This is a genomic window from Actinosynnema sp. CA-299493, from assembly GCF_050946825.1.
Taxonomy (GTDB): Bacteria; Actinomycetota; Actinomycetes; order Mycobacteriales; family Pseudonocardiaceae; genus Actinosynnema.
The window spans coordinates 4720063-4736093 of record NZ_CP191993.1; the positions used below are offsets into that span (position 1 = coordinate 4720063).

Consider the following 16031-nt stretch of genomic DNA (forward strand, 5'->3'; position numbering starts at 1 on the left):
GGGTATTACGCTGGCGACGTGAACGCTACTGCCCGCGATGCGATCGCGGTAAGGTTGCCCAATGTCTGATCATGTGGTAGACGGAGCCAATGGTTTTGTCGCTTCTCACCTGATCGGTGCGCTCGTGGCACGTGGTGACGCGGTGATCGCTTTGGCGCGAGCCAGTGGGGAAGTCGTCCGGAGGAAGGTCGCCGACGCCCTGGCCACGCTGCACCTGGACCCCGACATGGCGAGGAAGGTGCAGGTCAAGGAGTTCTCGCTGGCCGAAGAAGGGTTGGGGATATCAGCCTCCGAGGTGTTCTCCGGCCCTTGCACGTATTGGCACAGCGCCGCCCTCATAACGTTCTTCCCGCGTCGCGAGGCCGAGTTGCACGCGGTCAACGTGGTCGGTTCGGCCAACACCGCCGCCGCGTTCGCCGGGCACGCGAAACCCGGTTCTCGATATGTCCACGTCAGCACCGCCTACCAACACGGGACCACTGACGGTAGAGCGTTCGAGCAATGGCCCGACTATGGCCACCCGTCCGAGTTCAGAAATGACTACGAACACTCCAAGAGGGTGGCCGAAGTAGCACTTTCGCAGACCGGATTAGCACAGAGGGGTGACGTGCTCGTCGCCCGATTGGGCGTCATGGTCGGTCACTCCGGGACCGGTCGGGCGTTGACCGACCTCGGCATGTACGACTTCCTCAGGGTCATCGCGCTGTTCGCGAGGCGCACCCCCGGCGAACGCGTCCGCTTCGTCTGCCACCCGAGGGCGGCGCTGCACCTGACACCGGTCGACGGCACCGTGGACCGGCTGCTGGCGTTGGCGAGCGGCCCGCTCGACCGGCCGGTGCGGCACCTCGTGCCCTCGACCGCGGTGCCGGTGGCCGACCTGTTCGCCGCGATCTCCGCGCACCTGCCCGTCGAACTGGTCGCCGTCACCGCCGCGGACGTCGAGGCCGAGCCCTTCAGCAGGTTCGAGGCGATCGTCAACATGCGGTGCAAGTTCACCTCGCCCTACTTCCGGTACGAGTACGGGTTCGAGTCCCACGAGGACGCCGAGCCGCCACCCGTCACACCTCGGATCCTCGACCTCCTCATCTCCTGGTACACCCGCGAAGGGCTCCCCGAATGACGGACTTCGTCACCCGCTTCCGAGCCCGCCCGCCCTCCGACCGGAAGGTCACCTACCTCGCCGACGGGCGACCGGCGGTCGAGCTGACCCACCTCGAACTCGACCGGAGGGCCAGGGCCGTGGCGTCCTGGCTGACCGGATCGGGGATGGCGGGCCGACCCGTGCTGCTGCTCTACCCCGCCGGACTGGACTTCCTCGTCGCCTTCCTCGGCTGCCTCTACGCGCGCGCCGTGGCGGTGCCCGCGCCCCTGCCCCTGTCCGGGGCCTCGCGGGTGGACCGGGTGGACCGCCTGGTCGAGGACTCGGGTGCGCGAGTGGTGCTCACCGACGAGGCGCACGTGGCCGTGCTGGAGAACCTGTCGGCGCGGACCTTCGACGAGACCTCCGACCCCGACTCCTTCGAGCCGCCGGAGGCGGGCGCCGACACCGTGGCCTACCTCCAGTACACCTCCGGGTCGACCAGCCGGCCGCGTGGCGTCGAGGTCACCCGCGGCAGCCTGACGCACAACCTGGAGCTGTTCGCGCAGATCAGCGGTGACGTCCCGGTCCGCCGGATCGGCGGCTGGCTGCCGCACCACCACGACATGGGACTCGTCGGGCTCCAACTCCAGGCCCTGCACGCGGGGGCCGACCTGGTCCTGCTCTCGCCGGAGGCGGTCGTCGCCCGTCCGATCCGCTGGCTGCGCGCGATCAGCGAGTACCGGGTGGACTGGACCGTGGCGCCCGACTTCGGCTACGCGTGGGCGACCCGCCGGATCGGTGACGAGGAGCTCGGCGGGCTGGACCTGTCCTGTCTGACGATGGCGGTCAGCGGGGCGGAGCCGATCCGGATCGCCACGCTGGACGCGTTCGCGGAGCGGTTCGCGCAGGTCGGGTTCCGGCGCACCGCGCTGAACCCGGGGTACGGGCTCGCCGAATCCACCCTGGTGGTCACCTGCACGTCACGGGGACTCGGGCCGACCGTCCGCTCGTTCACCCCGGCGTCGCTGGCCGCCGGCGAGGTCGTGCCCACCTCGGACGAGGACGGCGTGCCGCTGGTCGGGTGCGGCGAGCCGGGCGGCATGGACGTGCGCATCGCCGACCCGGCCACGGGCGTCGAGGTGGGCGACGGCGCGATCGGCGAGATCAGGGTGGCCGGGCCCAGTCTGGCCGCGGGCTACCACGGCGACCCCGCCGCGACGCGCACCACGTTCGTCACCGACCTGACCGGCCGGTGGCTGCGGACCGGCGACCTGGGGTTCCTCCTCGACGGGCAGCTGTACGTCACCGGGCGGTTGAAGGAGCTGATCATCGTCCGCGGCCGGAACCTGTACCCGCACGACGTCGAGTTCTCGGCGCGGGAGGCGCACCCGGACGCGGGCCGGGGCGCGGCCTTCGGCGTGCGGGACGCCGAGTCCGGGGAGCACGTCGTGCTGGTGCAGGAGGTGCGTCGCGCTTCGCAGGTGGACGCCGGCGAGTTCGCCGGCGCCGTGCTGGACGCCGTGACCAAGCAGTTCGGCGTGTCCGTCAGCCTGGTGGTCGTCCGCTCGAACACGATCCGCCACACCACGAGCGGCAAGGTGCGTCGGGGGCACATGCGCGAGCTGTTCCTCGACGGTGGGCTGTCGGCGCTGCGCCGCGAGCTGACACCCGCGGTCGCCGCCATCGTCACCGCCTCGGAGGGAAGCCATGTCTGACGAGTCGTTGCGGGCCTGGCTCGTCGACGCCGTGGCGGGGTACCTGGAGCTGCCCCCGTCGCGGGTCGGCACCGAGGTGGCACTGCGTTCGCTCGGCTTCGACTCCGTGCACGCCATGGGGCTGTGCGTCGACATCGAAGAACGCTGGGGGATCCTCGTGGAGCCCACGCTGGCCTGGGACTTCCCGACCATCGACACCATCGTGGCGCACCTCGGGGGGCAGATCGACCGAACGTGAGCTGTGCCAGGCGGGGGATTGCCCGGGTGGGCCCGATCACCTACCGTCGAGTAAAGGTGAAGACGTTTCGCGTATGGCGAACCGAATCGGGTCGGGGAGTGCGGATGCGGGTCTCGCGACGGTCGTTGGCGGCAACGGCGCTGGTCGGCGCGCTGGTCGTGGTCGGGTTGCCGGTCGCGGACGCCGCGCCGCAGCCGTACCTGGTCGGGCGGGGTATCTCCGACGTCACCGGTCCCGCTGCCGAGAACGGGATGATGGGCTACTCGGCGTTCGACCAGAAGACCACCGGCATCCACCAGCGGCAGCGCTCACGCGCGTACGTCGTGGTCGACCAGGCCATCGGCAAGCGCGTCGCGTACGTCAACGCGGACCTGGCGATGATCTTCCGGGCGGTGCAGGAAGCGGTGCTGGCCAAGCTCCAGACCCGCTACGGCTCGCTCTACACCCGCGAGAACGTGCTGCTGTCCGCCACCCACACGCACGCCGGGCCCGGCGGCTACTCGCACAACCTCGCCTACAACCTCTCGATCCTGGGCATGCAGCCGCAGACGCTGGCCGCGATCACCGACGGCATCACGGAGTCGATCGTCCGCGCGCACGAGGACCTCAAGCCCGGTGAGTTGACCCTGGGCCGCGGCGAGCTGACGGACGCCAGCGTGAACCGCTCCCGGGTCGCGTTCGAGCGCAACCCCGACAAGGGCCACTTCCCGCGGGCGATCGACCCGGCCATGACGGTGCTGAAGTTCCGGCAGAACGGCGCGGACGTCGGCGCGATCAGCTGGTTCGCCACCCACAACACCTCGATGACCAACAAGAACACGCTGATCAGCCCGGACAACAAGGGTTACGCGTCCTACCAGTGGGAGCACGACGACCGGGGCGTGCGGTACCTGGAGGACCGGCCCGGGTTCGTCGCCGCGTTCCCCAACACCAACGCGGGCGACATGTCGCCGAACCTGAACCTGCGGCCCGGCTCCGGCCCGACCGAGGACGAGGTGGAGAACACCCGGATCATCGGCGAGCGCCAGAACCGCAAGGCGCAGCAGGTGTTCGCGGGCCCGCAGACACCGGTCACGGGCGCGGTGGACTACCGGATGCGGTTCGTGGACATGGCCGCGGTCACCGTCGACGGCCGGCACACCACCGACGGGAAGCCGGGCACGACGTGTCCCGGCGTGGTCGGCGCGTCCACCATGGCGGGCAGCGTCGAGGACGGCCCGGCGATCCCCGGCTTCGACGAGGGCATGACCAGCCCGTGGAAGGCGTTGTTCGAGCCGCTGGACGTCGAGGTGCCGCAGTGGCTGCGGGACTGCCAGTACCCGAAGGCGTCGTTGGTGCCGACCGGCCTGGTGCAGGCCACGCCGAACGTGCTGCCGCTGCAGATCGTGAAGATCGGTCCGCTGCACCTGGTCGCCGTGCCGGGCGAGGTGACGATCGTGGCGGGCCTGCGGATCCGGCGCGCGGTGGCCGCCGAGGCGGGCGTGCCGCTGGAGAACGTGCTGGTGCAGGGCTACGCCAACGACTACAGCCAGTACGTGACCACCCCGGAGGAGTACGACCTGCAGCAGTACGAGGGCGGCTCGACGTTGTTCGGCCGCAACACCCTGCCGGCCTACCAGCAGGAGTTCGGCAAGCTCGCCGCGTCACTGCGCGCCGGCACGCCCCTCGCGCCGGGCGCGACGCCCGCCAAGCCGCCGTTCACCGAGATCAACCTCCAGACCGGCGTGGTGTTCGACGACAAGGCACCGTGGCACTCCTTCGGCCAGGTGCTCACCCAACCCGCCACCACCTACGCCCGCGGCCAGACCGCCACGGCCGTGTTCGTCACCGGGCACCCGAAGAACGACCTCCGCCGCAACGGCACGTTCCTGGAGGTCCAGCGCCTGGTCGACGGCGCCTGGACCAGGCACGCCGACGACGGCGACTGGTCCACCCGCTACCGCTGGCAGCGCGACGGCGTGGCCAACTCGAACGCCACGGTCACCTGGGCGATCCCGGCCGACACCCCGGCGGGCACGTACCGCATCGTGCACCACGGCGACTGGAAGAGCGGCTGGACCGGCGCGATCACCCCGTTCACCGGCGCCACGAGGACGTTCACCGTCGGCTAGGCCGGCTACCGGCCCTCGCGGTCCAGCGGGCCCCAGTTCGTGGCGGCGTGCTCTTCGACCAGGCGCTCGCACTCGAGGAGCACGTCGTCCGCGATCCACCCGATCGGGTGACGGCATTTCACCAAGGGCTCGTTGTCCGGCCCGCGGCCGACCTCGGTGCCCTCCAGGATCCACGGTCGCGTGCCCGGACCCCGGCGTTCCCGCAGGTGGCGGTAGTCGTGCAGGCGGCGGGCCACCCAGAGCCTCAGTGGTCGGTCGCCCCACCACGGTTCGACCGCGAGGGAGTTGGCGGACAGACCGGGCAGCCGCACGCCGCTCAACCCGTCCCGGCTGCGCCGGTCGTTGTCCGCCTCCGGTCCCCGCGACCAGCGCACGTACAGCTCGCGCGCGGGACTGCGGTCCTCGACCAGGTCGACGAGGTCGGTGAGATCGGCGAAGGTCAGCATGCGCCGGGGTTACCTCGTGGACGGAGGTTCGAACACGGAACGCCCGGGTATCAGCTACAACATGACGGAAGCGACCACGACCGCCCGCCACTCGCTGTGGTCCGAGGCGATACCGCACGGCCGGTTCCCCGTGCTCACCGGCGAGACAGCGGTGGACGTAGCGGTGATCGGCGGTGGCATCACGGGTGTCACCACGGCCTTGCTGCTCAAGCGCGCGGGCCTGCGGGTCGTGCTGGTGGAAGCCGACCGGGTCGGCAGCGGCGTCAGCGGCAACAACACCGCCAAGGTCACCGCCCTCCAGTCCACCGTGTACTCGACCATCGAACACCGGCACGGCGTCGAAGCCGCGGCCGACTACGCCTCCGGCAACGCCGCCGCCGTCGAACGGGTCGCCGCGCTGGTGTCCGAAGTGGGCGTCGCCTGCGACCTGCGCCGGATGCCCGCCTACACCTTCGCGCTCGACGAGGGTGAGCTGGCCGCGGTCGAGCAGGAGGCCGAGGCCGCCGCGCAGGCGGGGCTGCCCGTGGTGCGCGACCGCGGCGAGCTGATGGGCGTGCCGTTCCCGATCGCGGGCGCGGTGCGGCTGGACGACCAGCTGGCGATCGACCCGGTCAAGTACGTGCGGGGGCTGGCGGAGGCCGTGGACGGCGACGGGTCGCGCGTCTACGAGGCGAGCCGCGTGCTGCGCATCGAGGACGGCACGCCGAGCCGCGTCCACACCGACCAGGGCACGGTCGTGGCCGAACGCGTGGTGGTCGCCACGCACTACCCGATCCTGGACCGCGGCCTGTACTTCGCCCGGCTGGAGCCGGTGCGGTCCTACTGCGTCGCGGTCCGGCTGGTGTCGGGCACACCGCCGACGGGCCTCGGCATCAGCGCCGGCAGCCCCTCGTGGTCGCTGGCGAGCTCGGGCGACCTGCTGATCGTCGCGGGGTGCGGCCACGCCACCGGCTCGTCACCGGGCGAGCCGTACGAGGAGCTGACCAAGTTCGCCGCCGAGCGCTGGGACATCGCCGAGGTCACCCACCGCTGGTCCGCGCAGGACCCGACGTCCTACGACAACCTGCCGATGATCGGCCCCTACCTCCCCGGCTCGTCCACGTTGTACGGCGCGACCGGGTTCATGAAGTGGGGCCTGAGCAACGGCACCATGGCCGCGGAGCTGCTGACCGACCTGATCGTGGGCCGGGAGAACCCGCTCGCGGCGCGGTTCAGCCCGCACCGGCTCACCCTGGGCGCCACGCCGAAACTGGCGAAGTTGAACGCGAAGGTGGCCGTCGACCTGGTCGGCGACCGGTTGAAGTCCGCCGAGGTCGACTCGGTCGCCGACGTGCCGGCCGGCGAGGCGCGCGTCGTGCGCGACGGCAAGGGCAAGGCAGGCGTGTACCGCGACGAGGCGGGTGGCGTGCACGGCGTGTCCTTGCGCTGCACGCACCTGGGCTGCCTGGTCCGGTTCAACTCCGCCGAACGCAGCTGGGACTGCCCGTGCCACGGATCGCGGTTCGACGTGGACGGCGCCGTGCTGGAAGGTCCGGCGACCAAGCCGCTACCGCGCCGCGAGCCCGCCTGATGACGATCGGTGTGGAGGAGGAGTTCCTCCTCGTGGACCCGTCGACGCGTCGCCCGGTGGCACGGGCGACCGACGTGCTGGCACGCGTGCGCGACCTGCCGCCGGGCGCGCGAGCCCAGCGTGAGCTCAACGCCGCGCAGGTGGAGTTCGCCACCGGTGTGTGCGCGGACCTGGACGAACTGCGCGACCAGTTGGCGGCCGGTAGGCGTGCGCTCGCCGCCGCCGCCCACGCCGAGGGGCTGTGGCTGGTCGCGTCGGGGTCGCCGCCGCTGGCCGACCCGCGGCCGGTCTTGAGCGCGGGGGAGAGGTTCGAGCGGATCGAGTCGATCTACCGCGGTCAGGTGGCGGCCTACCAGTGCTGCGGCTGTCACGTGCACGTCGGCGTGCCGGACCGGGAGACGGCCGTGCACGTGGTCAACCACCTGCGGCGGTGGCTGCCGACGCTGCTGGCGCTCGGCGGCAACTCGCCGTTCGACCGGGACCGCGACACCGGCTACGCGAGTTGGCGGATGCTGGACCAGGCGCGGTTCCCCGGCTCGGGCGTGCCGCCGTTCTGCCGCACGGCCGCCGAGTACGACGCCCGGCTCGCCCGGCTGGTGGACTGCGGCGCCCTGGTGGACGCGAACCAGACGTTCTGGCTGGCCAGGCCGTCGCCGCGCTACCCGACCGTCGAGGTGCGGGCCGCCGACACCGCCGCCACGGTGGACGACGCCCTGCTCCAAGCGGGCCTGACCAGGGCGCTCGTCGACACGGCGCGTGCCGCCGGAGCCGCGCCCGACCTGGACGACCAGGTGTTGTCGGCGGCCGTGTGGTCGGCGGCCCGCCACGGGTTGTCCGGTCCCGGCGTCGACCCGGTCACCGAGCGCGAGGTGCCCGCGGTCGAGCTGGTGGAAGCGTTGCTGGAGCACGTGTCCGAGGCGCTGGGCGACGACCGCGACCTCGTCCACGCGCTGGTGCGCGACGTGCTCGACCGGGGCACGGGCGCGCAACGGCAGCTGAGGGCGGGATCACCCGAGTCCGCCGTGGAGCTGCTCGCGTGCGCTCCCACCGGAGCGGGTAGTCCACGGTCATGACCACTGTGGACCCCGCTGTCGACCGAGCGGTGCTGCCCGCGCCGCGCGGCCCCCTGTCCGCCGCCGTCCTGGACGCCCTGCGCGGCGACCCGCCGGCGGCCGGGCTGCCGTCGCACGTGTCGGCTGACCCGTACGGCGACGACCTGCAACTGGCCCTGCACGTCTGCTACGAGCTGCACTACCAGGGCTTCGCTGCGGTGTCGGACGCCTGGGAGTGGGATCCGGGGCTGCTGGGGTTCCGCGCTGGGCTGGAACAGGTGTTCCTGGACGCGCTGCGCGCCGACGTGCCCGGTGGCGCGGACATCGACGGCGTGCTGGACGAGCTGCTGGTCGAGCCGGTCGACGGTGTCGGCGTGAGCCACTTCCTCAAGGACCAGGGGGAGTGGTGGCACATGCGCGAGTACCTGGCGCTGCGCTCGATCTACCACCTCAAGGAGGCGGACCCGCACGCGTGGGTGATCCCACGCCTGCGTGGCACCGCGAAGGCGGCGCTGGTGGCCGTCGAGTTCGACGAGTTCGGCGGTGGCCGCGGCGACCGGATGCACTCACGGCTGTTCGCCGACCTGCTCGTGGGCGCCGGACTGGACAACGGCTACCTCCGGTACCTGGAGCACGCGCCGGCGGTGGTGCTGGCCACGGTCAACCTGATGTCGTTGTGCGGTCTGCACCGGTCGTTGCGCGGCTCGCTGGTGGGGCACTTCGCCGCCGCCGAGATCACCACGGCGCCCAGCGCCACCCGCATGGCGAAGGCGTTGCAACGGCTGGACGCGCACCCCGACTGCGTGGAGTTCTTCACCGAGCACATCGAGGCGGACGCGGTGCACGAGCAGGTGATGCGCCGGGACGTGATCGGCGACCTGCTGGCCCGCGAACCGGAGCTGACCGGTTCCGTGGTGTTCGGCGTGCAGGCCACGGAACTGCTCGAACAGCGGCTCGGCGACCACCTCTTGGGCGCATGGCAAGAGGGGCAGACGGCGTTGCGCCTGCCCCTCTGACGTCCTCTTCGCCGGTTCGGCTAGCGTCGTTTGCGGTGGCTCGTGTCGCACAGCGGGTAACGCTTGCTGCGGCGGCACGCGCACACCGCGACGACGAACCGGTCCGAGCACACCACCGTCCCGTCGTCCAGCCGCACCTCCACCGGCCCCTCCACGAGGACCGGCCCACCGGGCACGACGGTCACCACCCTGGCGTCACGCGGCGTCGGCACGGATCACCACCAACTCCTCGTGCTCCTGGCCGTGGTCGATGAGCCCGCGCCGGGCCAACCACTCCGCCCGCCCGCGCATCACCGGCCCGAACGCGACCGTGCGGCGGGCCACGACGGACGCCTTCAGGCCGCCGCCGCGCAACTGGCGCAGGGTGACGTCCGGGTCGCACAACCCGGAGTGCACCACCAGCCCCATGCCCTTGGCCGCCAACAACAACGGCATCACCGCGCACAGCCGGTCGAGCACGGACCGGCCGTCCATCCCGGCGTCCCAGGCCCGCGCGGGCCCCCGGTCCGGCACGCCGACGCTGGGCACGTACGGCGGGTTGGCCGTGACGACGTCGAACTCGCCGCGCCCGACCAGGTCGCCGAAGTCGCCGCGCCACACGCGCGCCCGCATCCCGCGCAACCGGGTGTTGACCCAGGTGGCGAGCAGGGCTCGTCTGCTCAGGTCCACCGCCGTGACCTCGGACGCGCCGGCCAGGGCCGAAGCGACCGCCAACGCGCCGGTGCCGGTGCACACGTCCAGCACCCGGCCGCCTCGCGGTATGCCGGCGTCCTTCAACGCCTCGGCCATCAACCACGTGTCTTCTTGGGGCCGGTAGACGCCCGGCGGCCTCAACAACCACATAGGACTGTTGTTCCCGACCGCTTCGCCGACAAACCGGAGGAATGGTCCGCGCGGAACGGGGAATCCCTAGTACCCCGCGACTCAGGGAGGTCGGATGGGCGTGGTGGAGGCGACCCGTGCGGTGGCCCGTGAACAGGTGTTGGTGGCGCTGCTCGACATACCCCGCCTGCTGAGCCACCCGGCGTGGCGTGCGGCCGACCGCGACGAGGGACGCGGGCTCGGCGTGCTGCTGGTGCCGGGGTTCGGCTTCGGCGACTGGAGCCTGCGAATGGCCAGGACGTGGCTGCGCAACCGGGGCTACGTGCCGATCGGCGCGCGGATCGGGATGAACGTGGGCTGCACGTCCGACCTGGTCGACCGGCTGGAGCGCAGGCTGGAGGAGCACGCCGAGGCGACCGGCGGCCCGGTGGTGCTGTTCGGCCAGAGCCGCGGTGGTGGCCTGGCCCGGCTGGTGTCGGTGCGCAGGCCGGAACTCGTGCGCGGGCTGGTGATGCTCGCCAGCCCGGTGCTGGACCAGCTCGGCGCGCACCCCAGCGTGGTGCGGGTCGCGCGGAAGATGGCCCGCCTGTCACGGGCTGGCGTTCCCGGCCTGCTGAACGAGGACTGCTTCGCGGGCGCGTGCTACGACACCAACTCCGCCGCCATGGCGCAGCCGTTGCGGGTGCCCGCGGTCGCGGTGTTCTCCCGCAACGACCTCATCGCGCCGTGGGAGCTGTGCGCCGACCCGTGCGCGGACTGCGTCGAGGTGGACAGCTCGCACACCGGGATGGGGCTGGACCCCGAGGTGTACCGGCTGCTGGCGCCGCGACTGGCCGCGTGGGCGCGGAGCCGGGAACCGGTCGCGGCGTCGAGCTGACCCGCCGCGGCTCGATCCGCCGCGGCCCTCGGCGGTGAGCGCTTCGCCGACCGTGGGAAGATCGTCCGGCGGGTGCGGTCTGGTCGGAGGTGGGCACGTCATCGAACCGTCGTCGCGCCTGGTGGCGTTCGGGAACCAGCTCGTGCAGGCGCACATCGCGCTGCGCGAGCGGCTGGAGGCGGTGCGGGACGGCCTGGTCGACGGCGTCGGGGTCGCCGACCTGCGGTCGCACTGCCTGTCGTTCTGCGCCGCGCTGGAGCGGCACCACACCGCCGAGGACGAGGGCGTGTTCCCCGTGCTGGCCCGGGAGCACCCGGAGCTGCGCCCGGTGCTGGACGAGCTGGGCCGTGATCACCGGATCGTGTCGGACGCCTTGACGGCGCTGGGGCGGTTGGGCGACGTCGACCCGGTGGTGCTGGGGCACGAGCTGGACAGCGTGGCCGCGTTGATGGAAACGCACTTCACGTACGAGGAGCGCAAGATCGCGGACGTGCTGTCGGCCTTGACCGGGCGGCTGGGGGAGTCCGACGCGGAGCTGATCACCCGCGCCACCACCGGCTACGAGGATTGAGTAGCCTCAATAGCTTCAGTGTTTACTGAAAGATTGCCTCATCCTGTTACGAAGGTTCGGTAATCATTCACTCTGACGTGTGATCTTTCGTGCGATCCTGCCTGCGTGCGGCCACCCTGCGCCGCCGCACCCGGGAGGAGACACCCCATCGTGCGACTACGACCCCTGCTGAATCCCCTTGCCGTTGTCGTTTCCGTCATCGCCGTCGCAGCGGCCCTGCTGATCCCCACCGCTGCCGCCGGCGCCACGCCGATCACCGTCGCCCAGGCCATCGGGCAGCAGAACGGCGCGTCCGCGACCGTACGCGGTTACGTCGTCGGGCAGCCGACCGCCACCACCACCGTGGTGCGGTCCGACTTCCCGTCCGACTACGCGCTGGCGCTGGCCGACTCGCCGACCCAGACGAGCACGAGCCAGCTGCTGTACGTGCAGATCACGTCGGCGTTCCGGGCCCAGTGGGGCCTGCGGACCAACCCGGGCCTGCTCGGCGCGCGGATCGACGTCACCGGCCCGTTGAGCGCGTACTTCTCGCACGCGGGCCTCACGTCGCCCACCGCGTTCGCCAACGCCGGCACCTCGCCGACGTCCACCACGACCCGGCCCACCACCACGTCCACGACGACACCGGGCGGTGGCTACGACGACACGTACTACCGCAACGCGCTCGGCAAGACCGGTGCGTCGTTGAAGACGGCGTTGAACGGGATCATCCGGACCAACACCAAGCTGTCGTACGACCAGGTGTGGGAGGCGTTGAAGGTCACCGACCAGGACCCGAACAACAGCGCCAACGTGATCCTGCTCTACACCGGGCGTTCGCAGAGCAAGACCACCAACGGCGGTGACCCGGACGACTGGAACCGCGAGCACGTCTGGGCCAAGTCGCACGGCGACTTCGGCACCGCGACCGGTCCGGGCACCGACATCCACCACCTGCGGCCGACGGACGTGTCGGTGAACGCGGAGCGGGGCAACAAGGACTTCGACCTGGGCGGTTCGCCGGTCGGGGAGGCTCCCGGCAACTACACCGACGCCGACTCGTGGGAGCCGCGCAACGCGGTGAAGGGCGACGTCGCGCGGATGCTGTTCTACATGGCGGTGCGGTACGAGGGCGGCGACGGCTACCCGAACCTGGAGATGAACAACAACGTCAACAACGGCACCGCGCCGTACCACGGCAGGCTGTCGGTGCTGTTGCAGTGGAACGCGCAGGACCCGCCGGACGCGTTCGAGAAGCGTCGCAACCAGGTGATCTACGACAACTACCAGCGCAACCGCAACCCGTTCGTCGACCACCCGGAGTGGGCGGCGTCGATCTGGGGGTAGTGAGGCGCCCGGACGCCCGGTTTCGACTCCTCGGTCGAGGGGCTCGGGACCGGGCGTCCGTGCGTCTGCGCGCCCGCCGGAAGCGGATCACCCGATACGGTGTTGACCGTTCACGCCACCTCTGTTCGAATGAACGCAGTACCTGTTCAGACGGAGGGGGAGCAATGCGTGCCGGGATCACGATCCTGCCGGAGTACCGCTGGGCCGAGGCAAAGCCGCGGTGGCTGGCGGCGGAGGCGTACGGGTTCGCTCACGCGTGGACGTTCGACCACCTCGGCTGGGGGCCGCTGGTCGACCACACGTGGTTCGGCTCGGTGCCGACGTTGAGCGCGGCGGCGTTGGCGACGTCGCGGATCGAGCTGGGGTTCATGGTCGCGTCGCCGAACTTCCGCCACCCGGTGCCGTTCGCGCGCGACGTGCTGGCGTTGGACGACCTGTCGGACGGCAGGGTCGTGGTCGGCATCGGCGCGGGCGGGCTGGGCGGTTACGACGTGGAGGTGTTCGGCGGGACGACCGGGCGGCGAGCCCGGCGCGTCGCTACGAGGAGTTCGTCGAGCTGTTGGACGCCTTGCTGACCGAGGAGCGGGTCGACTACTCCGGTGACTACTACACGGCCGTGGCCGCCCGGAACGCGCCGGGCTGCGTGCAGCGGCCTCGCACGCCGTTCATCCTGGCCGCGAACGGGCCGAGAGGGCTGGCTCTGGCCGCGAAGCGCGGCGAGGGGTGGGTGACGTTGGGTACGGCGCGGGATTCGCTCGACTCGTGGTGGAAGTCGCTGGCCGAGCTGTCGGCGCGGTTCGACGAGGCACTGGCCGCCCGGCCTCGCGGCCGTGCGCCGGTCCGGCGCTTCCTGCAGACCGACGCCGCGCCGGTGTTCTCGCTGTCGAGCGTCGAGTGCTACCGGGACTTCCTGGGCAGGGCGGACGAGCTGGGCTTCACCGACGTGCTGGCGCCGTGGCCGAGAGCGGAGGGCCCGTTCGCCGGCGACGAGGCAATCGTGGAGGCAGTGGCCGCCGACGTGCTGCCGACGTTGTCCTGACCGCCGACCAGCCGATCCTCGCGCAGCCGGTTGGTGACCTGATCCCGCCGCTGGGATCACCGCCTCGAACCTCCTGCCTGGTGCCCGCCCGTCTGGCCGGGCGTGACGCGGATCCGGCTCCCTTTGCGGGCGCCGGCTGCGTGCTGGTGGACGCGCACGATCGTGGAGCCGGCTGGCGCGTCCCGGTCGATGTCGCCCTTGGCCTCGGCACGGCATTTGACCAAACCTCATGATCGGCCTTCCGACGGGCACGCCCTGGCCACAGGCCGCTTGCCGTTCCCGGCTGTGCCCAGTCAGTGCACCCCTGGGCGGTGGATCTGGTTACTCGTTGTAAGACCATTGTGGACCGCGCCTCATGGTCCCATCACTTTAAGTAACTGTTAGTCGGTGGTCGCCGAAGCGATGCCGGGCTCCTCGTGGTCGCCGGGTGCGGGCGCTCGTCCGTGCGTTGGTGTGCGCCTGCCGTGACCGTCACGGTGCGGGTTGGTCACCGCGTGCGTCTGACATTCCTCTTAACCAACCGGAAAGACCGGTGGGTGTCGCTCGAACTCGTGAACTCGGACGGTGGTCGGGCCACTGGCAACCACTCCCGTCGCGGGTTCGGTGACCATCCGGATGAACGGCCGTCGAAGATCGCAACCTGCCCGAGTGGTGTTCGGTTCAGCCGCTGCTTCTTGCTCTGGGTGACTGTTAACTTGAGGCAGTGATTACGTCCAGTGAGGAGGCAATGGTGAAACTCGGCAAGTCGCTCCCGGGCGGCGCGCACGTGTCCCCGCACGGCGCGATCTCCAGAGCCTGACCACCGTGCTCGTCAACCCAAACCGATGTGGAAAGGGCGCACGTGTCCTTCGATCTGGTCGTGGTCGGAGTCGGTTATGTAGGGCTGCCGCTGGCGGCGGCGGCCACCGCCGCGGGCATGGTGGTGGCGGGGTACGACATCGACCCGGACGTGGTGCGCTCGCTGACCGAAGGTCGTTCGCACGTGCTGGACGTGTCGCACACCGAGTTGCACGCCATGCGCGCCAAGGGCTTCACCCCGACCACCGACCCGGCCGTGATCGCCGGCGCCGACACCGTGGTGATCTGCGTGCCCACCGGTCTGGGGCCTGACGGGCGACCCGACCTGGGCGCGGTCCGCGCCGCCGCCGAGATCGTCTCCGACCACCTGCGCCCGGGCACCTTGGTGGTCCTGGAGTCCACCAGCTTCCCCGGCACCACCGACGAGGTGCTGCGACCGATCCTCGAGCGGCACGGCCTGGTGGCCGGTGAGGACTTCCCGCTCGGCTACTCGCCGGAGCGCATCGATCCCGGCAACCGCAGCTTCGGCGTCCGCAACACGCCCAAGGTGGTCAGCGGCCACACCCCGTTGTGCGCCAAGCACTGCGCCACCTTCTACTGCCGGTTCGTCGACTCGGTCGTGGTGGCCCGCGGCACCCGCGAGGCCGAGATGGCGAAACTGCTGGAGAACACCTACCGGTACGTGAACATCGCGCTGGTCAACGAGATCGCCGTGTTCTGCGACCAGCTCGGGGTCGACGTGTGGGACGTGCTGCACTGCGCGGCCACCAAGCCGTTCGGCTTCCAGCCGTTCACGCCCGGACCGGGGGTCGGTGGCCACTGCATCCCCGTCGATCCCCGCTACCTGCTGGAGAAGGCCCGCCGTGAGGGCGCGCGGCTGGGAGTGGTGGAGGCGGCCCGGCGGGTCGACTCGGCGATGCCGTCCTACGTGGTCGAACGGGCGGTGCGGTTGTTGGCCCGCTCGGGCGTGCCCGTCGACGGCGCGCGGGTCCTCTTGCTGGGTGTGTCCTACAAGGCCGACGTGCCGGACACCAGGGAGTCCGCCGCGTTCCGGATCGCGGACGAGCTGAGGGCGCTCGGCGCCGTCGTGACCTACCACGACCCGGTGGCCGGTGAGGTGCCCGCGCTCGGGCCGCCGGCCGCCGACCTGGACTCCGCGCTGCGCGCGAGCGACGCCACCGTGCTGCTCGTCGCGCACAGCGGTTACGACCTGGGCCACCTGGCCAGGAACTCGCGGCGGTTGCTCGACGTCACGGGCAGCGTGCCGGGAGGGGAGGTCATGCGTCTGTGAGATTCCCCTGACCGGGGATCCGGTCCGCGAACCGGATCAGCACGTCGGGTTTCGCCGAAACCACCTCATCACCTATTT

Annotated in this window: 13 protein-coding genes and 3 pseudogenes; 13 read left to right on the forward strand and 3 right to left on the reverse strand. The window is 71.1% G+C overall.

From position 1 onward, the window contains the following. Positions 1–61 precede the first annotated feature (61 nt). The 4 genes from ACQPYE_RS19410 to ACQPYE_RS19425 all read left to right on the forward strand — a co-directional run bounded on the left by ACQPYE_RS19410 (position 62) and on the right by ACQPYE_RS19425 (position 5145). On the forward strand, positions 62–1120 hold the full coding sequence (locus ACQPYE_RS19410; RefSeq protein ID WP_498713077.1) for an SDR family oxidoreductase: 1059 nt from the start codon (positions 62–64) through the stop codon (positions 1118–1120). Beyond that, positions 1117–2796, forward strand: coding sequence for a fatty acyl-AMP ligase (locus ACQPYE_RS19415; protein WP_498713078.1), 1680 nt, complete (start codon positions 1117–1119; stop codon positions 2794–2796). Before ACQPYE_RS19410 ends, ACQPYE_RS19415 begins: the two co-directional genes overlap by 4 nt. Then, positions 2789–3034, forward strand: coding sequence for an acyl carrier protein (locus ACQPYE_RS19420; RefSeq protein WP_498713081.1), 246 nt, complete (start codon positions 2789–2791; stop codon positions 3032–3034). The genes ACQPYE_RS19415 and ACQPYE_RS19420 overlap by 8 nt, the downstream gene beginning before the upstream one ends. 104 nt (positions 3035–3138) lie before the next feature. After that, complete coding sequence (locus ACQPYE_RS19425) at positions 3139–5145, forward strand: neutral/alkaline ceramidase (RefSeq protein ID WP_498713083.1); 2007 nt, start codon at positions 3139–3141, stop codon at positions 5143–5145. 5 nt (positions 5146–5150) lie between these two features. Here ACQPYE_RS19425 and ACQPYE_RS19430 read toward each other — a convergent pair whose 3' ends face one another. After that, the gene (locus ACQPYE_RS19430) at positions 5151–5591 is read right to left on the reverse strand and encodes a DUF6098 family protein (RefSeq protein ID WP_498713085.1); all 441 of its coding nucleotides are present in this window, start codon (positions 5589–5591) and stop codon (positions 5151–5153) included. 61 nt (positions 5592–5652) lie between these two features. On the opposite strand from ACQPYE_RS19430, the gene ACQPYE_RS19435 reads away from it, so the two are divergent. Genes ACQPYE_RS19435 through ACQPYE_RS19445 form a run of 3 tightly spaced genes read left to right on the forward strand, consistent with a single transcriptional unit; the run spans position 5653 to position 9229 of the window. Then, on the forward strand, positions 5653–7161 hold the full coding sequence (locus tag ACQPYE_RS19435; RefSeq protein ID WP_498713087.1) for an FAD-dependent oxidoreductase: 1509 nt from the start codon (positions 5653–5655) through the stop codon (positions 7159–7161). Then, positions 7161–8234 carry a carboxylate-amine ligase gene (locus tag ACQPYE_RS19440; RefSeq protein WP_498713088.1) on the forward strand — a complete coding sequence of 358 codons (1074 nt, stop codon included), beginning with the start codon at positions 7161–7163 and terminating at the stop codon, positions 8232–8234. The genes ACQPYE_RS19435 and ACQPYE_RS19440 overlap by 1 nt, the downstream gene beginning before the upstream one ends. Then, complete coding sequence (locus ACQPYE_RS19445) at positions 8231–9229, forward strand: iron-containing redox enzyme family protein (RefSeq protein WP_498713090.1); 999 nt, start codon at positions 8231–8233, stop codon at positions 9227–9229. Before ACQPYE_RS19440 ends, ACQPYE_RS19445 begins: the two co-directional genes overlap by 4 nt. A 20-nt stretch (positions 9230–9249) precedes the next feature. On the opposite strand, the gene ACQPYE_RS19450 is transcribed toward ACQPYE_RS19445, so the two are convergent. Together ACQPYE_RS19450 and ACQPYE_RS19455 are read right to left on the reverse strand one after the other, a co-directional pair. Then, the gene (locus tag ACQPYE_RS19450) at positions 9250–9441 is read right to left on the reverse strand and encodes a CDGSH iron-sulfur domain-containing protein (protein ID WP_498713092.1); all 192 of its coding nucleotides are present in this window, start codon (positions 9439–9441) and stop codon (positions 9250–9252) included. Further along, the gene (locus tag ACQPYE_RS19455; protein WP_498713093.1) at positions 9425–10072 is read right to left on the reverse strand and encodes a HemK2/MTQ2 family protein methyltransferase; all 648 of its coding nucleotides are present in this window, start codon (positions 10070–10072) and stop codon (positions 9425–9427) included. The genes ACQPYE_RS19450 and ACQPYE_RS19455 overlap by 17 nt, the downstream gene beginning before the upstream one ends. 94 nt (positions 10073–10166) lie before the next feature. On the opposite strand from ACQPYE_RS19455, the gene ACQPYE_RS19460 reads away from it, so the two are divergent. The 6 genes and pseudogenes from ACQPYE_RS19460 (at position 10167) to ACQPYE_RS19485 (ending at position 15953) form a co-directional block, all read left to right on the forward strand. Next, complete coding sequence (locus ACQPYE_RS19460; RefSeq protein WP_498713095.1) at positions 10167–10928, forward strand: alpha/beta fold hydrolase; 762 nt, start codon at positions 10167–10169, stop codon at positions 10926–10928. A 52-nt stretch (positions 10929–10980) separates the two neighbouring features. Continuing rightward, positions 10981–11499, forward strand: a complete 519-nt coding sequence (locus tag ACQPYE_RS19465) for a hemerythrin domain-containing protein (protein ID WP_498713097.1) — start codon at positions 10981–10983, stop codon at positions 11497–11499. Between the two features lie 150 nt (positions 11500–11649). Next, positions 11650–12048, forward strand: a pseudogene (locus ACQPYE_RS19470) (DUF6359 domain-containing protein); the annotation flags it as partial. A 93-nt stretch (positions 12049–12141) separates the two neighbouring features. Next, positions 12142–12825: pseudogene (locus ACQPYE_RS19475) on the forward strand (endonuclease I family protein); the annotation flags it as partial. A 164-nt stretch (positions 12826–12989) separates the two neighbouring features. After that, positions 12990–13864 (forward strand): annotated as a pseudogene (locus tag ACQPYE_RS19480) (LLM class flavin-dependent oxidoreductase). An 841-nt stretch (positions 13865–14705) separates the two neighbouring features. Then, positions 14706–15953 (forward strand): nucleotide sugar dehydrogenase, encoded by a 1248-nt coding sequence (locus ACQPYE_RS19485; RefSeq protein WP_498713099.1) that lies wholly within the window; start codon positions 14706–14708, stop codon positions 15951–15953. The last annotated feature ends 78 nt before the right edge of the window (positions 15954–16031 follow it).

Excerpts from the sequence above, each read along its gene's own strand:
- ACQPYE_RS19435 (WP_498713087.1), top strand. The coding sequence starts at position 5,653 with ATGACGGAAGCGACCACGACCGCCCGCCACTCGCTGTGGTCCGAGGCG.
- ACQPYE_RS19430 (WP_498713085.1), bottom strand. The coding sequence starts at position 5,591 with ATGCTGACCTTCGCCGATCTCACCGACCTCGTCGACCTGGTCGAGGAC.
- ACQPYE_RS19455 (WP_498713093.1), bottom strand. The coding sequence starts at position 10,072 with ATGTGGTTGTTGAGGCCGCCGGGCGTCTACCGGCCCCAAGAAGACACG.
- ACQPYE_RS19420 (WP_498713081.1), top strand. The coding sequence starts at position 2,789 with ATGTCTGACGAGTCGTTGCGGGCCTGGCTCGTCGACGCCGTGGCGGGG.
- ACQPYE_RS19425 (WP_498713083.1), top strand. The coding sequence starts at position 3,139 with ATGCGGGTCTCGCGACGGTCGTTGGCGGCAACGGCGCTGGTCGGCGCG.
- ACQPYE_RS19415 (WP_498713078.1), top strand. The coding sequence starts at position 1,117 with ATGACGGACTTCGTCACCCGCTTCCGAGCCCGCCCGCCCTCCGACCGG.
- ACQPYE_RS19440 (WP_498713088.1), top strand. The coding sequence starts at position 7,161 with ATGACGATCGGTGTGGAGGAGGAGTTCCTCCTCGTGGACCCGTCGACG.
- ACQPYE_RS19460 (WP_498713095.1), top strand. The coding sequence starts at position 10,167 with ATGGGCGTGGTGGAGGCGACCCGTGCGGTGGCCCGTGAACAGGTGTTG.
- ACQPYE_RS19410 (WP_498713077.1), top strand. The coding sequence starts at position 62 with ATGTCTGATCATGTGGTAGACGGAGCCAATGGTTTTGTCGCTTCTCAC.
- ACQPYE_RS19445 (WP_498713090.1), top strand. The coding sequence starts at position 8,231 with ATGACCACTGTGGACCCCGCTGTCGACCGAGCGGTGCTGCCCGCGCCG.